Annotated in this window: 23 protein-coding genes; 8 read left to right on the top strand and 15 right to left on the bottom strand. The window is 63.9% G+C overall.

The window, feature by feature from the left end:
- Positions 1-3: 3 nt before the first annotated feature.
- The gene (locus HV675_RS00275; protein ID WP_377700756.1) at positions 4-1,395 is read right to left on the bottom strand and encodes an MATE family efflux transporter; all 1,392 of its coding nucleotides are present in this window, start codon (positions 1,393-1,395) and stop codon (positions 4-6) included.
- Positions 1,396-1,567: 172 nt separating this feature from the next.
- On the opposite strand from HV675_RS00275, the gene HV675_RS00270 reads away from it, so the two are divergent.
- Positions 1,568-2,044: a MarR family winged helix-turn-helix transcriptional regulator gene (locus tag HV675_RS00270; RefSeq protein ID WP_246270017.1), complete on the top strand. Its 477-nt coding sequence runs from the start codon at positions 1,568-1,570 to the stop codon at positions 2,042-2,044.
- Positions 2,045-2,095: 51 nt separating this feature from the next.
- On the opposite strand, the gene HV675_RS00265 is transcribed toward HV675_RS00270, so the two are convergent.
- The 3 genes from HV675_RS00265 to HV675_RS00260 all read right to left on the bottom strand — a co-directional run bounded on the left by HV675_RS00265 (position 2,096) and on the right by HV675_RS00260 (position 5,011).
- Complete coding sequence (locus HV675_RS00265; protein WP_175108734.1) at positions 2,096-2,809, bottom strand: haloacid dehalogenase type II; 714 nt, start codon at positions 2,807-2,809, stop codon at positions 2,096-2,098.
- 130 nt (positions 2,810-2,939) lie between these two features.
- Positions 2,940-3,062, bottom strand: a complete 123-nt coding sequence (locus HV675_RS32715; protein ID WP_281363999.1) for a hypothetical protein — start codon at positions 3,060-3,062, stop codon at positions 2,940-2,942.
- 119 nt (positions 3,063-3,181) lie between these two features.
- Positions 3,182-5,011 carry an FAD-binding oxidoreductase gene (locus tag HV675_RS00260; protein WP_217477982.1) on the bottom strand — a complete coding sequence of 610 codons (1,830 nt, stop codon included), beginning with the start codon at positions 5,009-5,011 and terminating at the stop codon, positions 3,182-3,184.
- A gap of 306 nt (positions 5,012-5,317) precedes the next feature.
- On the opposite strand from HV675_RS00260, the gene HV675_RS00255 reads away from it, so the two are divergent.
- Complete coding sequence (locus tag HV675_RS00255) at positions 5,318-6,151, top strand: SDR family oxidoreductase (protein WP_175108733.1); 834 nt, start codon at positions 5,318-5,320, stop codon at positions 6,149-6,151.
- Between the two features lie 84 nt (positions 6,152-6,235).
- Here HV675_RS00255 and HV675_RS00250 read toward each other — a convergent pair whose 3' ends face one another.
- From HV675_RS00250 to HV675_RS00240, 3 genes are all read right to left on the bottom strand, one after another.
- Entirely contained in the window at positions 6,236-6,850 is a 615-nt protein-coding gene (locus HV675_RS00250) for a DJ-1/PfpI family protein (protein WP_175108732.1), read from the bottom strand.
- Positions 6,851-6,933: 83 nt separating this feature from the next.
- The gene (locus HV675_RS00245) at positions 6,934-8,196 is read right to left on the bottom strand and encodes a multidrug effflux MFS transporter (protein WP_175108731.1); all 1,263 of its coding nucleotides are present in this window, start codon (positions 8,194-8,196) and stop codon (positions 6,934-6,936) included.
- A 257-nt stretch (positions 8,197-8,453) separates the two neighbouring features.
- Positions 8,454-8,960 (bottom strand): hypothetical protein, encoded by a 507-nt coding sequence (locus tag HV675_RS00240; protein WP_246270045.1) that lies wholly within the window; start codon positions 8,958-8,960, stop codon positions 8,454-8,456.
- A 348-nt stretch (positions 8,961-9,308) separates the two neighbouring features.
- Here HV675_RS00240 and HV675_RS00235 point away from each other — a divergent pair, with 348 nt between their 5' ends.
- From HV675_RS00235 to HV675_RS00210, 6 genes are all read left to right on the top strand, one after another.
- The gene (locus HV675_RS00235; protein ID WP_175108730.1) at positions 9,309-10,277 is read left to right on the top strand and encodes an AraC family transcriptional regulator; all 969 of its coding nucleotides are present in this window, start codon (positions 9,309-9,311) and stop codon (positions 10,275-10,277) included.
- Positions 10,278-10,535: 258 nt separating this feature from the next.
- Positions 10,536-11,594, top strand: coding sequence for an ABC transporter substrate-binding protein (locus HV675_RS00230; RefSeq protein ID WP_175108729.1), 1,059 nt, complete (start codon positions 10,536-10,538; stop codon positions 11,592-11,594).
- An 85-nt stretch (positions 11,595-11,679) separates the two neighbouring features.
- The gene (locus tag HV675_RS00225; protein WP_175108728.1) at positions 11,680-12,510 is read left to right on the top strand and encodes an ATP-binding cassette domain-containing protein; all 831 of its coding nucleotides are present in this window, start codon (positions 11,680-11,682) and stop codon (positions 12,508-12,510) included.
- A gap of 11 nt (positions 12,511-12,521) precedes the next feature.
- Positions 12,522-13,829 (top strand): sugar ABC transporter permease, encoded by a 1,308-nt coding sequence (locus HV675_RS00220; protein ID WP_175108727.1) that lies wholly within the window; start codon positions 12,522-12,524, stop codon positions 13,827-13,829.
- Positions 13,830-13,854: 25 nt separating this feature from the next.
- Positions 13,855-14,583 (top strand): SDR family oxidoreductase, encoded by a 729-nt coding sequence (locus HV675_RS00215; protein WP_175108726.1) that lies wholly within the window; start codon positions 13,855-13,857, stop codon positions 14,581-14,583.
- 128 nt (positions 14,584-14,711) lie between these two features.
- Complete coding sequence (locus tag HV675_RS00210) at positions 14,712-16,355, top strand: FGGY-family carbohydrate kinase (protein WP_175108725.1); 1,644 nt, start codon at positions 14,712-14,714, stop codon at positions 16,353-16,355.
- 12 nt (positions 16,356-16,367) lie between these two features.
- Here HV675_RS00210 and HV675_RS00205 read toward each other — a convergent pair whose 3' ends face one another.
- From HV675_RS00205 to HV675_RS00170, 8 genes are all read right to left on the bottom strand, one after another.
- Positions 16,368-17,372 (bottom strand): Gfo/Idh/MocA family protein, encoded by a 1,005-nt coding sequence (locus tag HV675_RS00205; protein WP_175108724.1) that lies wholly within the window; start codon positions 17,370-17,372, stop codon positions 16,368-16,370.
- Between the two features lie 135 nt (positions 17,373-17,507).
- Positions 17,508-17,843 carry a cupin domain-containing protein gene (locus tag HV675_RS00200; RefSeq protein WP_175108723.1) on the bottom strand — a complete coding sequence of 112 codons (336 nt, stop codon included), beginning with the start codon at positions 17,841-17,843 and terminating at the stop codon, positions 17,508-17,510.
- Positions 17,844-18,072: 229 nt separating this feature from the next.
- Entirely contained in the window at positions 18,073-18,543 is a 471-nt protein-coding gene (locus HV675_RS00195) for a DUF3331 domain-containing protein (protein ID WP_246270016.1), read from the bottom strand.
- Between the two features lie 89 nt (positions 18,544-18,632).
- A complete protein-coding gene (locus HV675_RS00190) occupies positions 18,633-19,634 on the bottom strand; it encodes a LysR family transcriptional regulator (protein WP_175108722.1) in 1,002 nt (333 codons plus the stop codon).
- Between the two features lie 107 nt (positions 19,635-19,741).
- Positions 19,742-20,152, bottom strand: a complete 411-nt coding sequence (locus tag HV675_RS00185; RefSeq protein WP_175108721.1) for a cupin domain-containing protein — start codon at positions 20,150-20,152, stop codon at positions 19,742-19,744.
- A 73-nt stretch (positions 20,153-20,225) separates the two neighbouring features.
- Positions 20,226-20,705: a carboxymuconolactone decarboxylase family protein gene (locus tag HV675_RS00180; protein ID WP_175108720.1), complete on the bottom strand. Its 480-nt coding sequence runs from the start codon at positions 20,703-20,705 to the stop codon at positions 20,226-20,228.
- A gap of 202 nt (positions 20,706-20,907) precedes the next feature.
- Entirely contained in the window at positions 20,908-21,786 is an 879-nt protein-coding gene (locus tag HV675_RS00175) for an RNA polymerase sigma-70 factor (protein WP_175108719.1), read from the bottom strand.
- Between the two features lies 1 nt (position 21,787).
- Positions 21,788-22,207 carry a VOC family protein gene (locus HV675_RS00170; RefSeq protein WP_175108718.1) on the bottom strand — a complete coding sequence of 140 codons (420 nt, stop codon included), beginning with the start codon at positions 22,205-22,207 and terminating at the stop codon, positions 21,788-21,790.
- Positions 22,208-22,718: the final 511 nt, after the last annotated feature.

Raw genomic sequence — 22,718 nt, 5'->3', positions numbered from 1 at the left:
ACGTCAGCGACGGCGCATCCATCGCCCCGTCGCAACCGACCATGTAATGCACATGCCGTACAGCAGCATCGCCAACGCGCCGATCACAAAGAACAGCGTGAGTGAAGAAGTCAAGGCGAGCACCATCGACCCGAGTCCGGCAAACAGCGCGAGCCGCATCCCGCCCGCGGCGAGCGGCCACATGAGCCGCCCCGCGCCCTGCGACGCGAAATACAGCGAAAAGCCCAGCGCGAAGAATCCGTAAAACGGACCGACGATATGCAGGTACAGCGTGCCGGTTTCGAGCAGGCGCGCGTCGGCGCCGAACAGACGCAGCCACGCATGCGGCCAGATCGCCGCGGCCACGCCCACCGTCTCGGCAATCGCAAACGCGAGGGCGCCGCCGGTTAGCGCAATCTGGCGCGCGCGATCCACCTGACCGGCGCCGATATTCGCACCGACTAACGCGACCATCGGCGCGCCGAGGCCGAACGCGATCGGCATCAGCAGATATTCGAGGCGCGCGCCGGTCGCGTAACCGGCGAGCGCCGCCGTGCCCGCGGCCGCGCCGACCGCGGCGGTCGTGGCCGCAATCAGCGCATTCGTGAGAATCGGATTCACGCATGCGAGGCCGCCGACGGTCAGGATGTTGCGCAGCGTCGCCCATTCGAGCAAGCCGCGCATCAGGCGCGCGGCATTGCGGCCGCTCGCGCAGTACCACGCGAGAATCGCCGTCCCCGCCGCGTAATAGGCGAGCAGCGCATAAGCGCCGCCCGCCACGCCCAGGCGCGGCGCAGGGCCGACGCCGAAAATCAGGCACGGCGACAGCGGGATCAGCAATACCGCGCCACCGCAAATCACCACACCCGGCACCATCATATTGCCGGTGCCGCGGATCACGCTCGCGAGCGCGTTCATCACCCACATCAGCACGAGACCCGCGAACAGCACGTGACCATATGTGGTGGCCGCCTCGAGCGCAGCGCCGCGCGCGCCGAGCAGCGCAAACAGCGGCCGCGCAAAACACACGAACAGCACGGAAAAAACCAGGCCGATTGCGGCGTTCAGCGCGACCGCATGGCGCGGCAGCCGGTCGGCCAGCGACGCATCGCCGGCGCCCAGCGCACGCGCGACCGCCGACGAAATGCCGCCGCCCATCGCGCCCTGCGACATGTTCTGCATCAACATCAGCACCGGCACGACCACTGCGATACCCGCCAGCACATCGGTGCCGAGTTTCGCGAGAAACCATGTTTCGACCAGCCCGGTCGACGACTGCGCGAGCATCATCAGCATATTCGGCCACGCCATGCGGACAAGCGTCGGCGCGATCGGCGCATCGAGCATCAGGCGCAGACGCGGATTGTCCGCGCGCGGCGCCGCGGAGGGAACTGGATTGCCGTTTACCGATGACATGTCATGAAAGGTGGCGGATGAAAAGTATTGGTATATGCAAACAAAACATGACGTCAATTTACTTGCACATGCCAACATCGGTCAAGCTGCAGTACACTGCGCATGTCGAATTCGAGTCCGAAGCCGCGTGCACCCGAGGCGTGCCGCGCGCCATCCGCCTGGGAGTCATGTCGTGCCGCCGACCATTCCGAAAGATCCGCTCGTCTGCAATGGCGCCGCGCTGCGCAAGGCGACGCGGCGCATCAGCCAGCTATACGACGCGTTCCTGACGCCGTGCGGACTGAGCGTGTCCCAGCGCTCGATCCTGGTGCACATCGATCGCGCCGGCAATCCGACCATGACCGAGCTCGCGTACGCGATGGTGCTGGACCGTTCAGCGCTCGCGCGCAACATCAAGCCGCTCGAACGTGCGGGGTATCTGACACAGGTTCCCGATGCGCTCGACGGCCGCAGCAAGCGCGTCCAGCTGACTGCCGGCGGCAAGGCCGCGCTCACGCAGGCAAACCGCCTGTGGCGCAAAGCGCAGAATCGGTTCGAAGAGGTGTACGGCGCGCAACGCGCGGCGGCGCTGCGGGCCGCGCTCGCGGAACTCTATTCGGATCAGTTCGCGGATGCGTTCGTCAACGGCACGGACACATCGCAGCGCTGAGCGCGACATCGATCATCGAGCCGCGCCTGAAGGAAAGCGGCGTTTTTCCGCTCAGATAACCTGCGTGGCCAGTTCGGCAAGATCGGCGGCCACCCAGTCCCACGCCCCTTCCGCCTGCAAATCGATTGTTTGCGCGGGCCCGTGTTCATAGGGCCGCGCAACGAACGCCGTCCTGAACCCGCACGTCTGCGCCGCCGCGAGATCGCTATTGTGCGCGGCGACCATGCATATCTGATCGGGTGACAATGCAAGCACGTCGGCCGTGCGCAAGTAAGCGTCAGGCGACGGCTTGTACGCCTGCGCAACCTCCGCGCCCAGAATCGCATCCCACGGCAAGCCGCCGTGTTTCGCCATGTCGATCATCAACCGGATGTTGCCATTGGACAGCGGCGCGATGATGTAGCGCGATTTGAGCCGACGCAGCCCCTCGACCGTATCGGGCCACGGATCGAGCCGATGCCATGCCAGATTCAGCTCGTCGAGTTCCGGCGCATGCAGATGCCTGGCATCGATGCCAAACACGGCAAGCACCTGCTCGAGGTTTTCCCGATGCAACACATCGAGCTTCACAAACGGCCGCTCGCCCCGACGAACTTTCTCCATCGCCGGTTGGTAAAGCGCGCGCCATGCATCCGCGAACGCGTCGGCTTCCTGAGCGCTTCGTCCATGCCGTTGGAGAAAGGCCGCGGCCTCACGTGCAACGCCGCCTCGCCAGTCGACCAACGTGCCGAACACATCGAATACGAAAGCCTTCACGTCTTTCATCGGGCGCTCCTGCTGACGATACCGCATGGACGATACCGTGATCGTAACCCGAAGGAAGGCGGAAGGCTCGCCAGGATGCGCGACCGGCAGCCAGCCGCCAGGCCGTGCAAGCAGATACTGCGCGCCGCGCTCAGGCCTGTGCCGCATGCTCCTGCAGGCGCGGATGGATCGCTTTGCCCATCCCGGTACGCGGAATTTCATCGAGCACGATCAGCCACTCGGGCACCTTGTATCCAACGAGCCTCGTCTTCAACACAACTGTCGAGTCGCGCTTATTCCACCACCGAGCCGAACCTGCTCAGGCTCGAAAGCGCAAACGTGGAAACGAAACGCCATCTGAATCCGCATTCGCGATGCGACAAGCCGGGGTATCTATTGCAGTCGCGTGAAGCCCTCAGGGTCCCATTCATTCGAAGCCACGCCCTGATGAACGAAGAAAAGCCCATCCGGATCGTACTTCCGCTTCACCGCATCAAGCATCGGGTAATGCTCGCCCCAGTAAGCGCGTGGCCAGTCTTCCTGATGAAAACTGCTTTCCGATACGTAGGCGCCGGCGTGGGGCGCCACCACGCGCAAGCTTTGCGCGGCGCCGCGAATGCGCATTGCCGCTTGCCGCGCGGCGGCGATATCGACCGGCGCGCCCGGCATGCCCGCAAACGCCGGCGCCCCTTCGCCCGAGATAATCGCCAGCGCGAACGCATCGAGCACGTCCGGATTCATCGCGGTATCGCGCGCGTCTTCCGGCGCGCCGGCGAGCCCCTTGTTGAACGACAACGAAACATTCCACTGCTGGCTGGTTTGAAACAGCGCGTCGGAAAGCGATGCGCGTGCGGACGGGTCCAACAGCGATGCCGGCAACCACAGCGATTCATAGCCGTACGTGAACCGGCCGGCGTCGGTCTGATCGGCAGCCCAAAATACATTGTCGGGCGCCGCACCCGGTCGGCCGTCCGCGACCATCACGCCCGGCGCATGTTTCATGATGAACGCCGGGTCCCACAGACGGCGAGCGGGAATCGACTGGATCCGCACCGGCTCGACAAGACGGACCTCGCTGGCCGTTTCCGTCACCGACTGCAGGAACGGTTGCCAGATCCGCCCGGCTTCGACGCGGTCGAAGCCCTGGAACAGCATCGAAATGCGCAACGTGCCATCCGGGCTCATGGATACCGTCTCGCCCCAATGTTCGTTGAGTAGCGCGTCCGCGTAGAACGCGAGAAAGCGATCGATCAGACGTCGAAACGCTTGCGGCGATGAGGCCCTGAGCACTGCCGATACGACGCCGACATAGTCGGGCAGCGGATGCGTCTTGAGCGTCACGCTCGTCACCACGCCGAAGCTGCCGCCGCCTCCGCCCTTGAGCGCCCAGAACAGGTCCGGGTCGGTACGCGCGTTGACGATCCGCTCGATGCCATCGGCCGTCACCACCTGCGCTTCCAGCAGCGAACCGGCCGCTGTGCCGAATTTCTTCGAAAAGCTTCCGAAGCCGCCGCTTTGCACGAGGCCCGCGACACCCACCGTCGCGCAACCGCCGCCTTGCACATAGCGGCCGCCGCGCGTCGTCACCGCGTCGTAGACGTGCATCCACATCTCGCCTGCCGCTACGGTGACTGCGGGCTGAGGCGGCATGTCGCCTTCGCAATCCAGCGGAACGAATGCGTCGTACAGACGAATTCCGCGCATGCGCCGGGTCCAGATCAACAGCGAGTCGGGCGCGTTCGATGTGCCCTGGTAACTGTGGCCGCCGCCTTTGATGACTAGCCTGACCCGATGCTCCCGTGCGAACCGGACGGCCTGTGCGACATCGTTCGATTGCTCGGCCGCAACTGCATAAACGCTGGGCGTTGAAGTCCATGCGTCGATCCAGCCCGAGCTCTGCGTCAAAGCCGGATCGTCGCCGAGAAAATACGGGTTCTTGAGTTGCGCGAGCACATCGCGGCAAGCCGCGCTGCGCGGCGCGTTCCGACAGGCAGCGAATGGCGATGACAGCTCGAGCAAGCGGCCGCCTACCTTTCCGTTCAACGCGGCCCATTCGGCTCGCGACGGCCAGTCAGGATCGGTAACACGCACGCGGCGGGTGGTTCGCGCCGGCTCGCGCACCGGCTCCTGCCCGGTGACGAGCGGTATGAGCGGCGGCACGCAACCGGTTGCCGCGATGCCGAGCGCCGCGTTGATGAGCGCTCTACGCCTGATTGAATGCATATCGGGTGTCTCCCCTGACCTCTCCTCGACGCGGATGGTTCGAGGCGCGTGGCAACGTCACGATTGCCGGGTGCGTGGCAACCGTGTGTGCTGTTTTTTCCGCTGTCTGAAACATCACTCTGCTTGCGCACGCAACATCTTTTGAAAGCATGACGACGATATCCGAAAGCACGCTTGCCTGCCACCACCGCACCATTCGTGCATCACTCGCGCAGGCGATATGGAATAAGCGGCGCCGGCCGGCTGTCATCACCATGAACGGCCGTCGGTTCGACGGCCGGTGCGCACACTCAAGCGGGGGAAGTCGTGCAGAAAGTATGGTTGATTACCGGTGCCTCCAGTGGGCTCGGCCGGCAGTTGGTCGAACTCACACTCGCGCGCGGCGATCGCGTGGCGGCCGTGGTCCGCAAAGCCGATGCGCTCGCCGACCTGCAACAGCGATATGGAAACGCGCTCACGGTCGAAGCATTCGACATCCGCGACACAGACCGAATGCAGCAGACGATCAACAGCGTCGCGACCGCATGGGGAAAAATTGACGTGCTTGTCAATAATGCAGGATATGTCTTGCGCGGCGCGGCGGAAGAAGTGTCGGACGCGCAGATCGAACGCCAGTTCGCGGTCAACCTGCTCGCACCGATACAGGTGACGCGTTGCGTGCTGCCGCAGATGCGCAAGCAGCGCGGCGGGCGGATCGTGCAGATTTCGAGCATGGGCGGCCAGGCCGCTTTTCCGACCGCGAGCCTCTACCATGCGGCGAAGTGGGGGCTCGAAGGCTTTACCGACGCGCTCAGACACGAAGTCGCACCGTTCGGCATCCAGCTGACGATCGTCGCGCCCGGCGGCATGCGCACATCGTTCAACGCGAACGCCGTGCAGGCGGAGCCGATCGACGCGTATGAGCAGACGGCTGTCGGCATGTTCCGCCACCGGTCCAGAGAAGCGGGAGACGCGAACTACGGTGGCGATCCGCGCAAGGTTGCACAAGCCATCATCGCAGCAACGGATGCGGATACCGCGCCCGAACGTCTCGTGTTAGGCGCGGATGCTTACACGGTCGTGCATCGCGCGCTCACGCAACGTCTTGCGGCGCTCGAAGCACAGCAAGATATCGCGATGTCGACACAACTCGGCCGCTGAGAGAACCAGGAAGCGACGCAGCAGCGCACGGCTCGCCGGCGCCGTCGCGCTGCCGCATCCCGCGGGTTGGCGCGAAGTGCGTTTTCAGGCCACTGTGGCCGGCTCGAGATACGGTGCGATGTTCCGCATCGCGCGCTCGACATATTCGTCCTTCTCTCCGACCGGCGCCACATAATGCATTGCACTGCGCGCCGCTTCGATTCCCTCCAGACGCGCGATCACCCACGCGGCCAGATACTGCGATGCGAGGCAACCGCCCGCCGTCGCGACATTGCCGTTCGCAATGAACGGCTGGTTGACGATCTGCACGCCCGCCTCTTCAACCCAGGGCTTCGTGGTCAGATCGGTGCAGGCCGGCACACCTTGCAGCAGCCCGAGTTTCGCGAGAATGAGCGTGCCCGAGCACTGCGCGCCCAGCAGTTGCCGTTCGGGGTCGAGCTGCAACTGCGACATCAGCGCCGGATCCGCGACGACCTCGCGCGTCAGCATGCCGCTGCCGACCAGCACCGCGTCAGCCTGCGACGCCTCTTGCAGCGACGCTTGCGCCTCCAGCACCACGCCGTTCATCGAGCGGACCTGCGCCGCCGGACTTGCGATCGACACCTGCCAGTCCGGCTTCTTCACACGGTTGAGAATGCCAAGCGCGATCAGCGAATCCAGTTCGTTGAAGCCCTCGAAAGTGAGAATGGCAATGCGCATGGTGTGCTCCAGGCTGGACGAAGAAGAATTGGGTGCAACACTTACTACGAGCCGACCGCCGCGCGGCCGACATCGCGATGTATTCAGGCGACTTCGCCGCTACGGCGCACAGCCGCGTCGGACTGCTGTTGCGCCAGATGCCGCAACAGCTTCGTCACCATCCAGACAACCGTAAACGCGAGAATCACAAAGAATACCGCGAGCGGCGTCAGGATCTGCACCGATACGAAGCCCGCGAGCCCCATCATCGCGGACGAAACGAGCAGCAGCGCGCAGCCGAGAATCGCACTCGTCAAACCCGCAATGTGCGGAAACAGCGAATTGCCTTTCGCCATCAGCGTCGGATACATCGCGCCCGCGCAGAACCCCATCACGAGCACTGGTATCGCAAGCGTCCATACGTGCAGACCGATCGTCAGCGCGAGCAGCAACATCGCGATCGAGGCGCCTGCCATGACGCGCGCACCGATGCGCAGCCGCTGCTCCGCGGTCGGCAGACGCGACCCATGCAAGCGATTCGACAACCCGCCGAGGAAATACATCAGCCCGATGCCGAGCGCGAGATAGCCGAAGTAAGTCGGCGGATTGTGCAGCGTGTTCTGCACCATGAACGGCCCGACAATATTGAATACGAGAATGATGCTGTAGCACAGGCCTTGCGCGAGAAAGCAGCTCTGGAACACCGGGCTCGCCAGCACCATGCGCGCATTGGTGATCAGCGTGCGCGGCGCGAGACGTACCGGCTTCGGCAGCGTTTCGCGATAGCGCCACAACGTCACCCACATCACCACCGAATAGACGAGCAGGAAAACCATGCACGCCTTCCAGCCGAACAGTGTCTGCAGATGCGCGCCGATAACCGGCGCGACGATCGGCGCGAGCCCCCACGCGATCGACATATAGGTGAACGCGTGCATCAGCGCCTGCCCGGAGAAGCAATCGGTGATGATCGCTTTCGTAAGCAGGTTGGTGGAGGCAATGCCGAAACCCTGCAGGCAGCGGGCGAGAATGAAGGTCTCCAGATTCGGCGCGGCGAGCGACAGCAGACACCCGATCGTAAAGACAATCATCCCGAACGCCAGCACCGGCTTGCGGCCGTGCGCATCCGCTATCGGCCCGAAAATGAGCTGGCCGAACGCATACGCGGCCATGTAGCCGGACACGCTCGACTGGATCGCCTGCGGCGACGTTGCGAAGAAACGCGCCATTTCGGGTAGCGCGGGCACGTAGATGTCGATGGCAAGCTGCCCCGCGGAGGCGAACATGCAGATCAGAAGCAGCAGGAAGCGCGGCGAGTTCGGAATACGCGCGGGTGTAGCGGAGGAATCTGGGAGGTCGTGGTTCATGAAGGCGTCGGGAAGGCGGAGTCCGGCGACGCCGCCTGGATCCGTTCGAAGGGAGAACGGAGCATCGGCACGGCATCACCAGCGCGTATTTTGCCTGACCTTGCAGAAGTCTGTAAGGCTTCGGCCGCCGGCGCCACGTCCCGATTACGCAGATTCGACCACTTGCTTGACTGATTGGGTCAAGAGCCAAACAACACACGAATCACGCCGCGTCGCGCGACAGGTGCGCGACCCGTGCGCGAAGGGCCGTCGCGGCATTATTTGGGCGCCGGCTGACCCGACACATTCGACTTCAGAAACGCGACGTAGCCATTCTGCGTCTTGAGAATCTTTGCCGCGCACTCCGCATAGTCCGAGCCTCTCGCGTCGTTCGGCCCGTACATGCCGCGGCACTGTGCATAGAGAGTCAGCGTCGCGCCGGCCCCTTTCGCCACACGCGTCGCCGAGAAAGACGCATCGCCGGAACTCGACGGCACGTCGGTATCGATCGAGAAAGCGTCCGCACGCGTCACATGCGTGTTCGAATGCTGCTCGATATAGCGCTTTGTAAGCGCCCACGCGGCGTCGCACTGCGCCGCATCGCTGCAATCGACCGCCGCGTTGCGTTGCGCGACGACGAGGTTGGCTTCGTTGTGCTCGAACGCCGCGGCCCGCTGCTCTTCCTTGTCGGCCGACGAACAGCCGGCGAGTGCGAGCGCAATGACAGCAACAGGCGCAACAAGCGCAACAGGGGCAACAAGCGCAACCGGCACGAATGCAATGATCTTCTTCACGAGTCGGACTTCCCGGGTCATTGTTTGAGCGCGATTATAGCCGCGCGCGAAATGCGCCCGCAGTTTCATCCGGGCGGCTCTCCCGACGCCCGGCGCGATATGCCCCCGCCTGTTCCGCCACCCCCAAAGCGCTGATGCGGAAGCGGCTGCCACCGCTGCTGCCTTGCACAAAAATTGACTTCGAGCCGCATCAGGGCTAACCCGAATGCAAAAAAGTATCGGTTTGCGGCCTTATTTTCAGTGGTGAGATAACGTCGACAACGCTAATTTTCGATCATGGCAATCACGACAAAAATACGCGCTGCCCAGAAAGGAAAAGCCGGTGCAGGAGGACGACAGATGCAGGCCCTTCGAGATACCCCGACAGACCGGGACACCCACCGCGCGACGAGCGCGCAGCCGGACCTCGAACTGGTCGCGGTGCCGCGCGATGAGTCGTTCAAGGTGTGGTCGCATGGGTATCCGTATCGCACGGTGCGCTGGCATTTCCATCCCGAGTACGAGATTCATCTGATTACGGCGACGACGGGCAAATACTTCGTCGGCGACTACATCGGCAATTTCGCGCCCGGCAATCTGGTGATGATGGGCTCGAACCTGCCGCACAACTGGGTCAGCAATGTGCCGCACGGCGAACGCGTCGATGAGCGCTGCCTCGTTCTGCAATTCGATGCGGAGTTCGTCGCGCGCGCGACGGCCGCTTTCCCCGAATTCAGGCGTGTCGAGCCGTTACTCGATGCGTCCCGCTGGGGCGTGCTGTTCTCTCCGGAAACGGGCGCGGCCGTCGCGCCGGTGCTGCGCGACATGCTGGGTGCACAGGGCCTGCGGCGCATCGCATTGTTTATCGAACTGTTCGACCGGCTCGCGCAAGGCGCCGGCCCGGTGAAGCTCGCGAGCGACGCGTATCGGGCGGACCCCGCGCACTACGCGCAGACGCGTATCAACCATGTGCTGTCGTTCATCGGCAAGAACCTGTCGCAGGATCTGCGCGAAGCGGAGCTGGCCGCGCTGGCGGGGCAAAGCGTCAGCGCGTTCTCGCGCTATTTCCGCCGCCATACCGGCGTGCCGTTCGTGCAGTACGTCAACCGGCTGCGCATCAATCTCGCATGCCAGTTGCTGATGGCCGGCGAACTCAGCATCACCGATATCTGCTATCAGGTCGGCTTCAACAACCTGTCGAATTTCAATCGCCAGTTCCTGTTGCTGAAAGAGATGTCGCCGTCCCGATGGCGCGCGTATCAGCAACTCAACGCGGCGAGCCGGAACGAATCGCACGATGCGGTGCACGCGGCGGCGGCGCCCGGCTAGCGCGCGTGCGGCAAGCAATTGGGTCCGTGTGCGCGCAATGCGCCCGAGGATGCGCGGGCTTCACCGCGTCCGGCACAGCGAGATTCGACGTGTTTCCGGCCGGCCGTGCGGCCGAACGACAACGGCGCGCCCTCTGCCCGTTGGTTCGATGACCCGGGCCGAATCGACGTATCGCGAACGAATATCGGCAGGAAGCCGCACCCGGCACCCGGCGATGGCAGCACCCATATAGAAGTTTTCTAACAACGGAGACACTCGATGAACCAACCATCCACGCAGCTGATCCGCACCGCCGTGCTGAGCGTCACGCTGATGAGCGGCACCGCGGCATTCGCCGCGCCGAGCGGCACGGTCGCCTTTCTGATGCCCGACCACGCGTCGACGCGCTATGAGCAACACGACTTTCCCGGCTTCAAGGCCGAAATGAGCAAGCTCTGCCCCGACTGCAAGGTGCTCTACCAGAACGCGAATGCCGACGTGTCGCAGCAGCAGCAACAGTTCAACTCGGTGATCGCGCAAGGCGCGAAAGTGATCGTGCTGGACCCGGTGGATTCCACGGCCGCCGCGTCGCTGGTTCATATGGCGCAAAGCCAGGGCATCAAGGTCATCGCGTATGACCGTCCCGTGCCGTCGACACCGGCCGATTACTACGTGTCGTTCGACAACGAGGAGATCGGCAAGTCGATCGCGCAATCGCTCGTCCAGCACATGAAGGAGACGAACGTGCCGACCGGTAAAGGCGGCGTGCTCGAGGTCAACGGCTCGCCCACCGATGCCGCCGCGGGGCTGATCAGGAAGGGCATCCACGCGGGCCTGCAGGGCGGCGGCTACAAGACGCTCTCCGAGTACGACACGCCCGAATGGGCGCCGCCGAAGGCACAGCAATGGGTCAGCGGCCAGATCACCCGGTTCGGTGCGCAGATCGTCGGCGTGGTGGCCGCGAACGACGGCACAGCCGGCGGCACCATCGCGGCGTTCAAGGCGGCGGGCGTGAACCCGGTGCCGCCCGTCACCGGCAACGATGCGACGCTGGCAGGCCTGCAGCTGATTATCGCGGGCGACCAGTACAACACGATCCTGAAGCCGAGCGAGATCGTCGCGGCGGCGGCGGCGAAGGTGGCGGTCGGTTTCCTGTCGGGGCAGGCGCCCAAGGGCGAGATCAAGCTGTTCAACACGCCGAGCCAGCTCTTCAAGCCCGCCGTGATCACGCAGAAGAACCTGAAGGCGGAAGTGGTCGACAAGGGTTTCGCGAGCGCGAAGGAACTGTGCACCGACCGTTATGCGGAAGGCTGCAAGAAGCTGGGCATCGGCAACTGAGCGGCGCACACGATCGAAGCGACACGGCGCGGCGGACCGCCTCGAAGCGGGCCGCTCGCGCCGGCAACAAAGAGGCACCCCTGTCATGACTGAGAACTCCACCCCCACCGCGACGCCCGCCACGCAACACGGCGGGACGCCCGGCGAGATCGTGCTGAGCCTGCGCGGCATCTCGAAACACTTCGGCGCCGTCTCGGCCCTCACCGACATCGAGCTCGACGTGCGCGCCGGCGAAGTGGTCGCGCTGGTCGGCGACAACGGCGCGGGCAAATCGACGCTCGTGAAAGTGCTGGCGGGCGTGCATCAGCCGAGCGCCGGCACGATCACCTTCGGCGGCCGGCAGGTCACGCTGTCCGATCCGGCCACCGCGCTCGATCTGGGCATCGCGACCGTGTTTCAGGACCTCGCGTTGTGCGAGAACCTCGATGTCGTCGCGAATATTTTTCTCGGCCGCGAGCTCAGTCCGCTGCGCCTCGACGAGGTGCAGATGGAAGTGCGCGCATGGACGCTGCTCAACGAATTGTCGGCGCGCATTCCAAGCGTGCGCGACGTGGTCGCGTCGCTCTCGGGCGGGCAACGCCAGACCGTCGCGATCGCGCGTTCGCTGCTGCTCGACCCGAAGCTGATCATGCTCGACGAGCCGACCGCCGCGCTCGGCGTTGCGCAGACCGCCGAAGTGCTGAACCTGATCGAACGGGTGCGCGACCGCGGCCACGCGGTGATCATGATCAGCCACAACATGGAAGACGTGCGCGCGGTGGCCGACCGCATCGTCGTGCTGCGTCTGGGCCGCAACAACGGTGTCTTCTACCCGGACTCATCCAGTGAAGAGCTGGTGGCCGCGATCACCGGCGCCACCGAGAACGCCGTCTCGCGCCGCGCCGGGCGGCGCCAGAGCCGCCAGGACGTCCAGTGAAAGGAACCATCATGAGCAAGCCAACCCAGCGCGCTTCACTGCCTGACGACCAACCTGCGACGCAACCCGCGACGCAACCTGCGCGAGCCCCGTCCACGCTGCTCGATCGCAGCGACGTGCGTGTCAAACATGCGGCCGGCGTGCGCGACAGCGTGGCCGCGTTTATCGACCGCGTGCGCTCCGGCGATCTCGGATCGCTGCCGGTCATCGCCGGGCTGATCATTATCTGGACCGTGTTCACCAGTCTGAACCCGGTGTTCCTGTCCGCCAACAATCTGGTGAACCTGCTGTTCGACTGTTCGACGGTCGGCGTAATTTCGCTCGGCATCGTGTGCGTGCTGCTGGTCGGCGAAATCGATCTGTCGGTGGGCTCGATGAGCGGCTTCGCGTCGGCGCTGGTCGGCACGCTGTGGGTCAACGAGGGCTGGCCGGTGCTGCCCGCGATCATCGTCGCGATTGCCGTCGGCGCGGCGATCGGCGCGCTGTATGCGCTGCTGCTGAACCGGCTCGGCATGCCGAGCTTCGTCTCGACGCTGGCCGGGCTGCTCGCGATTCTCGGCATGCAGCTCTACGTGCTCGGCTCGAGCGGTTCGATCAACCTGCCGTACGGCTCGACGATGGTCAACTTCGGGCAACTGATGATCATCCCCGCCATCGCGTCGCACATTCTCGCGCTGTTGCCCGGTGCGGCGATTCTGCTGATCGGCTTGCGCACGCGCGAACGCCGCCGCATCGCGCGTCTTTCGGCGCCGTCGGTCAGCGGCCTGCTCGCCCGCAGCGTGGCGCTCACCGTCTTCCTCGAGATCGTGGTCGCCTACCTGAACCAGGGGCGCGGCGTGCCGTTGATGTTCGGCGTCTTCCTGTTCCTCGCGGTCGCGATGGACTATGCGCTTACGCGTACCCGCTGGGGCCGCTCGATGAACGCGGTCGGCGGCAACCGGGAAGCGGCGCGGCGCGCCGGCATCAAGGTCGGCGCGATCTACACGAGCGCATTCGTGCTGTGCGCGAGCTTCGCCGCGTTCGGCGGCGTGCTGACCGCCGCACGCCTCGCCTCGGCGAGCCAGCAGGCCGGCAGCGGCGACGTGAACCTGAACGCGATCGCCGCCGCGGTGATCGGCGGCACGAGCCTCTTCGGCGGCCGTGGCAGCGCGTATTCGGCGGTGCTCGGCATTATCGTGATCCAGTCGATCGCAAGCGGCCTGACGCTGCTGAACCTGTCGTCGTCGCTGCGTTTCATGATTACCGGCGCGGTGCTCGCGATCGCGGTGATCGTCGACTCGCTGGCGCGGCAGTCTCGCGTCTCGCATGGCCGCGCGTAATTCAAGTGATAGAGGAGTCGAGTCAATGTCTGAATCCATCAACGGAAAGGTCGCCGCGATCACCGGCGCGGCATCGGGTATCGGCTTTGCGTGCGCACGCGCGCTGGTCGAACAGGGCGTGAAGGTCGTGCTGATCGACCGCGCCGAAGACCGGCTCGCGACGTGCTGTGCGGAACTCGGGCCGAACGCGTTGCCGCTCGCCGTCGATCTGCTGAAACCGGTGGAGGTATCGGCGATGCTGCCGGGAATTCTCGAGCTCGCCGGCGGCCTCGACATCTTTCATGCGAACGCCGGCGCGTATATTGGCGGCGAAGTGGCGAACGGCAATCCGGACGACTGGGACCGGATGCTGAATCTGAACATCAACGCCGCGTTCCGCTCGGTGCACGCGGTGCTGCCGCATCTGGTCGCGCAGAAAACCGGCGATATCATTTTCACCAGTTCGATCGCGGGCATCGTTCCGGTCGTGTGGGAACCGATCTACACGGCTTCGAAATTCGCGGTGCAGGCGTTTGTGCACACCACGCGGCGCCAGCTCGCGAAACACGGCGTGCGGGTCGGCGCGGTCGCGCCGGGCCCGGTGGTGACCGCGCTGCTCGACGACTGGCCCCAGGCGAAGATGGACGAAGCGCTTGCATCGGGCAGCCTGATGCAGCCGGAGGAAGTGGCCGATGCGATCGTCTTCATGCTGACGCGGCCGCGCAATGTGACGATCCGCGATCTGGTGATTCTGCCGAACAGCGTCGATCTTTGACACGCGAAATTGGCGAGATCGTGTGCGGTGCGCGCCTCGCGTCAGCGCATTGCCACGCGCGATCAGGCGGCACTGCCCGCTTTCGCAATCGCGCCTTGCACCACCCTTTTCATGAGAAGCATTGACCTATGACCTCAGGCAACCCGACCACCGGCGCGACGAACAATACGCGCTATGTCATTGGCGTCGACGTCGGCACAGGCAGTGCGCGCGCCGGCATCTTCGATGCCGCCGGCCATATGGTCGCGTCGGCGAAGCAGGACATCACCGTGTTCCATGAGAGCGGCGCGATCGTCGAGCAGTCGAGCGGCGAGATCTGGAATGCCGTCTGCCATTCGGTGCAGGAAGCGCTCAGGCAGGCCGCGATAGCGCCCGCGCAGATCGCCGGCATCGGCTTCGACGCGACCTGCTCGCTCGTCGTGCTGGGCGCGGGCGGACAGCCGCTGCCCGTCGGGCCGTCGGAGCAACCGGAACGCAACATCATCGTGTGGATGGACCATCGCGCGCTCGAGCAGGCGGAACGCATCAACGCGACCGGCCACGACGTGCTGAAATTCGTCGGCGGCAAGATCTCGCCGGAAATGGAAACGCCAAAGCTGCTGTGGCTGCTGGAAAACCGGCCGGCCGTTTTCGCGTCGGCGTGGCAGTTCTTCGATCTGACCGATTTTTTGACCTGGCGCGCAACCGGCGACCTGTCGCGCTCGACCTGCACCGTCACCTGCAAATGGACCTATCTCGCGCACGAGCGGCGCTGGGACGAAAGCTACTTCCGCACAGTCGGCCTCGGCGTGCTGGCCGATGAAGGTTTTGCACGCATCGGCCAGAGCGTCGTCGAACCGGGCACGCCGCTTGGCAGCGGCCTGACCGCGCACGCGGCCGCGGAGCTCGGGTTGCGCGCGGGAACGCCGGTCGCCACCGGCGTGATCGATGCGCACGCCGGCGGTATCGGCACGGTCGGCGCCGAAGGCAAACCCGAGTCGTGCCTCGGCTACGTGTTCGGCACGTCGTCATGCACGATGACGACGACCCGCCAGCCGGTCTTCGTGCCCGGCGTGTGGGGACCTTATTTCTCCGCGATGGTGCCCGATGCGTGGCTCAACGAAGGCGGGCAATCGGTGGCCGGCGCAGCGATCGAGCGATTGCTCGCGATGCACCCGTTAGCGCAAACCGCACAAAAACAGGCCGGGCAGGCAGGCCAGTCGCTGCCGGTGATGCTCGCCGGTCTCGCGACGCAGCACGCGGACGGCGCAGACGGTTTGTCGGACGCGGTGAAGCTCGCCGAAGGCCTGCATGTGGTTCCGGAGTTTCTGGGAAACCGCGCGCCTTTCGCCGATCCGCATGCGCGAGCGGTAATCGCGGGTCTGACGATGGAGACCGGTCTCGACAGTCTCGTCGCGCTGTATATCGCGGGCATTTGCAGCATCGGTTATGGCCTGCGTCAGATTATCGAAACGCAGGCTGACGCCGACGCGCCGATCGAACAGGTGGTGATCAGCGGCGGCGCGGGGCGGCTCGATCTCGTGCGGCAGTTGCTTGCGGACGCGACCGGCAAGCCGGTGCTCGCCACGCACGCGGAAGAACCGGTGCTGCTTGGCGCCGCGATGCTCGGCGGCGTCGCGGGCGGCCTCTTCGGCGATGTGCGCACGGCGATGGCCCAGATGTCGCGCATTGCGCGAACTTACGCACCGGCTGCGGGTGAGACGGCGACGCTGCACGACGCGCGCTATCGCGCGTTCACGAAACTGCAGAGCGTGGCGCGGGAAATCCGCTAGCGGCGGATTACGTCAGATCGTCTCCCACGCACCCGACTGAGCCGACCGGAAAACCGCGTCGATCACGCGCATATTCAATCGTGCGTCTTCCAGCGGAACTGCCTGACGTCCGCCGCTCAGGATCGCCTCGGCGAATACATTGGCCGCCACTCCGTACTGGTCGCATATCGGAAACTCCAGCCAGCGTTCGGCACTGCTTCCATCAGCCGTGCGTTCGCTTACCAGCACGCGCGTCGGCCGGTCGTTCGGCGCATTGAACGGAATTTCGACTTCGATGCGCCCAGTGGTGCCGTGAAATTGCATCCGCTGATACGGGTGCAGCTGTGTCGAATAAAAGAAGCTCGCCTGGACGCCATCGAAATCCATCAGCACGGAACCGACCCGGTCCACCTTGAACGCCGGGTCGCGCTCGATCAGCGACACCACGCGCTGCGGCTCGCTTCCGGTGACGAAGCGCGACGTCGTAATCGGATAACAGCCGATATCCAGCAGACCGCCGCCGCCGATGTCATGCTTGTTGCGAATATTGTTCGCGTCGGTGTTGAAGTAGGTAAAGCCGCCGCTGATCGCACGCAATTCGCCGATCGCGCCCTCTTCGATCAACGCGCGCACCTTGAGCCATTGCGGATGCGTGCGGACCATAAAGGCTTCCTGGATGTAGCAGCCGCTCTTGTTGCGCGCCGTGATCAACCGCTCCGCCTGTTCCGCATTCAGGCCGATCGGTTTCTCGCACAACACGTGCTTGCCCGCTTCGACCGATTTGAGCGCCCATTCCAGGTGCAGGTGATTCGGCAGCGGAATATAGACCGCATCGATTTCCGGGTCGGCAAGCAGTGCCTCATAACTGTCATACGCCACTGCAAGGCCATACTTCGCCGCGGCTTCGCGGGCTTTCTCCGGCTGACGCGACGCAATGCCCTTTACCCGGCATTTGGGAGCGCGGTGCATCGGCGGCACGACCTTGTCGTTGATCTTTGCCGCGCCCAGCACACCCCAGACAATCTCATCTTTTGCCATGACGGCCCCTTTCGAATCCGTATGTGAAAAGTGGAGCGGACAAGCGCGCCGCAGGCAGCACACTCGCGTTTGCCGCAGTCTAGCGCACCTGAAGACGAAAGGTTACGACGCCGCGCATGATCCAGAGCGAATCGCTCACGCCTGCACGCCACCCTGCGGGCCGAAGAAAATCACCCACGTTCTGAAGTCGTCGCTAAAGCGCTCGAAGCGATGCTCGACGTGCGCCGGGACGAAAAGCAGATCGCCCGCACGGAACTCGCATGTCTCGTTCGCGCGGCGAAAGACGCCTGACCCGCAAGCGACGATATAGAGCTCATCGCGCGTGTGCGGCGACTGCTTGTCTTCGCCGCGCGGCGCATACAGTTCGACCGATACCTCGCCGCGTTCGAACAGCACGGCAAACGGCAGCGGTAAATCCTGAAGCGCGCGGGCCGCTTGCGCTTCGGCAATGTGCAGGACGTCGTTCGTCATGGCAGTTATCGTGGTCGACGGGTTTGACTGAGTATTTTTAGCGTTGCCTTAATAATCGGCGCACATATGGCCCGCGCGTCGCACGAATAACGCATCAAAGCCGGCCTTTTTCGTCGCAATGAGACGATGCGCGTCGTGAAACGCGACGCGTGGAATGAGATTGATGCAGCGCGTATCACGCGCGGCCGACCGTCAGGCCTGCGATCCGTCGATCGTCACCAGTCGAATCTCAATTGATCGGCAAGCCTTCCGATTTCTGCTTCAAGGTAGTCGCGAGAATCATATCGAACGCGTTCAGCGGTCTCGCCCCCGCGCGTATCAGCGGCTTGTAGACCGCATCGCCGCGGCGCACCGGCATGCCCGTCAATCCGCACACACCGGCCGTGCGCGCGAAGCCGGCGCGCCAGGTTTGATCCTGATACCGGCCGAGCGTCGGGTCGCTCCACGACACGAGTATCCTCGAGTCGGTCTGCCATTCGATACGGCTGATCGACAGCAGATTGGCCATCGCGCGCGGCTGCTTGTCTTTGCCCAACTCGTTGCCAAACTCGTGGCCCGCCTCACGGCCAAACTCGCGGCCAAACTCGCGCCCGAACTCGCGCGCGGCATACGTGCTCCTGCGAACCGCGCGCGCCACTTCAGGAGGATGTCCGCGCAACCATTTGACGATTTGCAACCAGGGATCGATACCATTCATCATGAGGAACCTTCGACGATACGAGCAGCAGCGTTACTACTCGCCTTTTTCCGTATCCTTGCGGCGTTGCCGGTGCGGTGCCGGACCTGTCGTCACTCGACGCTCGAGAGCGTTTGCAGTGCGGTCATGCAATCCAGGTCGAGCCGACGCGTATGCTCGATCATGTAATCGACGAACACGCGAATTCTCATGGGAAGATGCTTGCGGCTGAGATAGCAGATGTAGTGACCGCCGTCGTCCGGCGCATGCTGCATGAGGCAGTTGACGAGGCGTCCGTCGCGAAGCAGATCGCGCACCTGATAGGCCGGCAATTGCGCGATGCCCTGCGCATCCAGCACCGACTGCAGGATCAGGTCCGGGTCGTTGAACGTGTGCCGTGCAACCGGCACGCGCCGCTGCAAAAGCCCGGCGGCCTTGAACTCCCACTCGCGGATGCGGCCCGACGCCATCCGGAAGTTGATGCAGCGGTGCCCGGCCAGTTCGTCGAGATCGCGCGGCAAGCCGTGAATACGCGCATATTCACGCGATGCGCAGACGATCATCTGCATCGGTATCAGCTGCCGCGCGACGATCTCGCTGTCCTCCATGCGTCCGTCGCGAAACGACACGTCGATGCGATCGGCGGTGAAATCCGCGAGACGGTCGTTCAGCACCAGCTCCAGCGCGATCTCCGGATATTGCGCGTGAAAGCCTCGCAACAGCGGCGCAACGATCTTGCGTCCGAAGCCGGCGGTCGAACAGATGCGCAACTGGCCGCGCGGCGGACCGTGGCGCAATTCGCGCATCTCGTCGAGCGCGTGCACGATGCGCTCGACGCCTGGGCGGCAGTTCTCGTAGAACAGTTCGCCCTCGCGCGTCAGCGACGTACTGCGGGTCGTACGAAGAAACAGACGCGTATCGAGTTGAGCCTCGAGCTTCTGCACATTGCGGCTGACCGATGAACGGCCGATGCCGAGGCGGTCGCCCGCTCTGGCAAAGCTGCCTTCGTCGGCAACGGCAAGAAAAGAGACGACGCCGGCATAACTGGTTGCAAAACTGCTCGCAAACGGATCGTCGGCGCCGCTAACGAATCGGCGGGGGGCGTAGTCTGACATCGAAGCGCACACATAGTTGGGTCCACACCCGACTAGACGGATGAGCACTTCGGTTTGTGACATCGTGCGTCGCTTTTCAGCCGAACACCGCGCGTGTGCCGCATCGCTTATTTTTCCGGCACCAGCACCGGCGCGCCCTTGTTCTTCAGCAACACCACGAGAAATTTCGCGGGTTCCGTCTGGCTCGCGTTACGTCCCACAGTATGGACATCGTTCGGGCCTTCGTAGAAGCTCTGCCCGGGCTTGAGCGTCACTTCCTTGCCGCCCTTCAGTTGCATCACGATGCTGCCTTCCAGCACATAGACGAACGCGTGCGCGTAATGCCGATGGACGGGGTCGACGGAACCGGGCGGATACTCGACGGTGATCATCAGCGCTTCCTTGCCCGGGTAGTCGGACAGCGGCTGCGTCATGACCGGCGTGACGATGGCTGCGGGCGCGTCGGCGCGCGCCTTGCCCATCATCAGCGATCCGGTGACCGCCACCAGCGCCATCGCGGATATTTTCGAGCGAAACATGATGCGTCCTCCAAAGGACACGGCCCGCCAGGCGGGCCGAAGGTAAAGAGACCTGACTGCGGCGTGCCGCCGCTCAGGCGAGATTCGCCTTGTCGAGGCCGAATGCCTTGTCGGCCGAACCCGGCACGGTATTGAACGCGACGTTCGCGCGGTTCCAGCCGTTGATCGCCATCACCGCATACGTCAGGTCGGACAATTCCTTTTCGGAGAACTGGCCGCGCACCTTTTCATAGATATCGTCCGGCACGCCGTGCTCAGGCAGTCTGGTCAGGATTTCCGTCCATGCGAGCGCGGCGCGTTCGCGCGGCGCAAAGAGCGTCGACTCACGCCAGACTGCGACATGATGAATACGCAGCTCCCGTTCGCCGTGAATGCGCGCTTCCTTCACGTGCATATCGACACAAAACCCGCAGCCGTTCATTTGCGATGCGCGAATCGTCACGAGATCGTGGATCGACTGCTCGATCGTGCCGTCCTTCACGCGCGTGCTGAAGTCGACGAATTTCTTGAACAGCTCCGGCGATTGCTGAATATAGTTAATACGCTGAGACATGATTTCTCCTGGCGACAATGATCGAAACACCCGTGGCCTCGCAGGTGTTTTTTGCGGTGAAGCGCTAGCGGCACCGGGCCGCACGAAACCATCGTAGAGTTGCCGGGCACGCGGCGGTAGATAGGCGATCGGACTCACGGCGTTGCTCGCAAGACACCAATCGGCCGGCGCCGCGCCTTATCGCGCGGGAGACTTGAATCGACTAGCCGCCGTAGGTGGCGGCGATACGCGCGAGCTTGTCGGGATTGCGTTGAACGAAGACGCGCAGGATGCGGCTGCCATCCGTTTCGAATGACTGCGCGGATTCGAGCTTGCCTTCGAGATAGCGCAACAGCGCCCACTCGCCATTGAGTTCGACGAGCCTGTAGCGAAGCTCGCTGCCGTAACGCAGCACGGGGGCATAGAAGAGTTGCGCGATGCGCTTGCCGCCCAGCATCGGTTCCGGAAAGCTCTGCACTTTGCCGCCGCCGTCGCCGAACAACATCGCATCTTCGGCGAGCAACGCGTGGATTCCGGCGAAATCCCCGAGCTCGACGGCCCGCGTAAAACTTTGCAGCAAGCGCAGATGAATGTCGCGTGACACTTCAAAGCGCGGACGCTCGTCGCGCAACTGCGCCCTGGCGCGGCTCACCAGCTGACGGCACGCCGCTTCCGATTTGCCGACCGCTTCGGCCACTTCGTCATAGTCCATATCGAACACCTCGCGCAGCAGGAACGCGGCGCGCGCTTCCGGTGTCAGCCGTTCGAGCAGCATCAGGAAGGCGACCGACACCTCGCCGGCCCGCTCGCTGACTTCCTCCGGCGTAACCGGTGATTCGGTCAGCAGCGGTTCAGGCAGCCAGATGCCCGTGTAGTGCTCGCGTTGCATCTTCGCCGCGCGCAGGCGGTCGATCGATAAGCGCGTAGTGACGGCGACCAGCCACGCTTCCGCGTTCTCGATGCCGTCATGAGCAGCCGAATGCCAGCGCAGCCAGACGTCCTGCACGATATCTTCCGCCTCGGCCACGGATGCCAGCATCCGATAAGCAATTTTCTGCAGGCGCGGACGAAGCTGGTTGAACGCGTGGAGCGTGTCGTCCATATCAGGGTGCACGGTAGCCGCGCTCCTGCAGCGTCCAGATGTTGCCGTCCAGGTCTTCGAAGTCGGCAAAGCTCGCATAGTCGCGGCGCTGCGGATCGAGCCCGGCGCTCCAGCCACCCATCCAGGGATCGATCGGGTCCTTGTGCCGGTATGCGCCGACCGCGACGCCTCGCGCCGCCAGTGCGGCGCACTCGGCTGCGAGGTCTGTGGTGACGAGATACAGGTTACGCAAGCGCTGCGGCGAATCGGCGGCGCTCAGTTGCACCGAACATGCCGAACCGGGCGGCGTGAGCTGGACCACGCGGAAATCCGCGCCAGGATGGTAATCGACGTCCAGTTTGAAGCCGACCTTCTGCGTATAGAACGCAAGCGCGCGGTCGACATCGGCGACAGGCAGCGAAACGACTTCCAGGGCAAGCATCACGGCTCCAGCCAGGTTGGGTCGACGCCTTGAGATGCGAAACACGCGGCACACGCGGCCGCGGTGAGCGTTCGACGTGAGTCAACGCCCGTCAGGATAGCTCGAATTGCCCGTTAGGGCACGACCTCGCGTCCAGCGCCGGTCTGGTCAGGGATTTGCACCCTCGGATTGACACCCTCGCGCTATCGCACATGCCCGGTGCACAAAAAAACGCACGAGCGAGGCTCGTGCGCAACAACAAAAGGTACAGAGGTATGGAGGGAGCCGTCCTTTCGTTGTGCGGCAGAGAATAGCGTACCGGCCCCTCGCGAATAAGCCCGAGACGCGCGAATTCACTAGCCGACGCACATGAACAATCGCGCAAACGCCCGCCAGGCGGGACGTTTAGCAAGCCTCACGCGAACCGATTGTCATCCTCAATCAAAATTAACTTGACCATTTAGATTGTGCATGCAATCTTTCAAGATCGTTAGAAGGTCAACAACATCTATACGGTCGCTACGTTGAACGC

The sequence above is a fragment of the Paraburkholderia solisilvae genome, from assembly GCF_902859875.1.
Classification (GTDB): domain Bacteria; phylum Pseudomonadota; class Gammaproteobacteria; order Burkholderiales; family Burkholderiaceae; genus Paraburkholderia; species Paraburkholderia solisilvae.
This window is presented reverse-complemented; position numbering and strand designations above follow the sequence as displayed.